Annotated in this window: 1 protein-coding gene; it reads left to right on the forward strand. The window is 63.3% G+C overall.

Translation table 11 applies throughout. From position 1 onward, the window contains the following. Positions 1–19 precede the first annotated feature (19 nt). Positions 20–1,147, forward strand: a complete 1,128-nt coding sequence (locus tag NKJ84_RS32960) for an S-(hydroxymethyl)glutathione dehydrogenase/class III alcohol dehydrogenase (protein WP_352509994.1) — start codon at positions 20–22, stop codon at positions 1,145–1,147. The last annotated feature ends 126 nt before the right edge of the window (positions 1,148–1,273 follow it).

Raw genomic sequence — 1,273 nt, forward strand, 5'->3', positions numbered from 1 at the left:
GTCTTGGGAGGATTGCCTGATGAAAACGCGCGCCGCTGTTGCCGTCGCCGCCGGAAAGCCGCTGGAGATCATGGAGGTCGACCTCGAGGGTCCTCGCGATGGCGAGGTGCTGGTCGAGATCAAGGCAACCGGTATCTGCCACACCGACGAGTTCACGCTGTCGGGCGCCGACCCCGAAGGCCTGTTTCCGGCGATCCTCGGCCATGAGGGCGCCGGCATCGTCGTCGATATCGGCAAGGGCGTCACCTCGGTCAGGAAGGGCGACCATGTCATCCCGCTCTATACGCCGGAATGCCGGCAGTGCCCGTCCTGCCTGTCGCGCAAGACCAATCTGTGCACCGCCATCCGCGCCACGCAGGGACAGGGCCTGATGCCCGACGGCACCTCGCGCTTCTCGATCGGCAAGGACAGGCTGTTCCACTATATGGGCTGCTCGACCTTTTCCAACTTCACCGTGCTGCCCGAGATCGCGGTGGCCAAGGTCAATGCCGACGCGCCCTTCGACAAGATCTGCTACATCGGCTGCGGCGTCACCACCGGCATCGGCGCTGTGATCAACACGGCCAAGGTCGAGCAAGGCGCGACGGCGGTCGTGTTCGGCCTCGGCGGCATCGGCCTCAACGTCATCCAGGGCCTGCGGCTTGCCGGCGCCGACATGATCATCGGCGTCGATCTGAACAACGACAGACGAGAATGGGGCGAGAAATTCGGCATGACGCATTTCGTCAATCCGAAGGAGATCGACGGCGACATCGTGGCCCATCTCGTCAATATGACCAAGCGCGGCGCCGACCAGATCGGCGGCGCCGACTACACCTTCGACTGCACCGGCAACACCAAGGTCATGCGCCAGGCGCTTGAAGCGTCGCATCGCGGCTGGGGCAAGTCGGTCGTCATCGGCGTTGCCGGCGCCGGCCAGGAGATCTCGACGCGGCCGTTCCAGCTGGTCACCGGCCGCACCTGGATGGGCACCGCCTTCGGCGGCGCGCGCGGCCGCACCGACGTGCCGAAGATCGTCGACTGGTACATGGCCGGCAAGATCGAGATCGATCCGATGATCACCCACACGCTGAAGCTCGAGGACATCAACAAGGGCTTTGACCTGATGCATGAAGGCAAGTCGATCAGGAGCGTGGTGGTTTACTGAGGAGGAGAAAGCCGCCGGCTAACCAGCCAGCGGCCGAAAATGCACATGTTCAACACGGGAGGAGACAAAAATGCCGGAAAAACTGCACCCTAAAATCGACAATGGATTGCCCCGGGAAAAGCCCGA

Source organism: Mesorhizobium sp. M0048, from assembly GCF_040323405.1.
Lineage (GTDB): Bacteria > Pseudomonadota > Alphaproteobacteria > Rhizobiales > Rhizobiaceae > Mesorhizobium.

What these genes read in the sequence shown, in the direction of transcription:
- NKJ84_RS32960 (WP_352509994.1), top strand. Translation starts at nt 20, where the DNA reads ATGAAAACGCGCGCCGCTGTTGCCGTCGCCGCCGGAAAGCCGCTGGAG.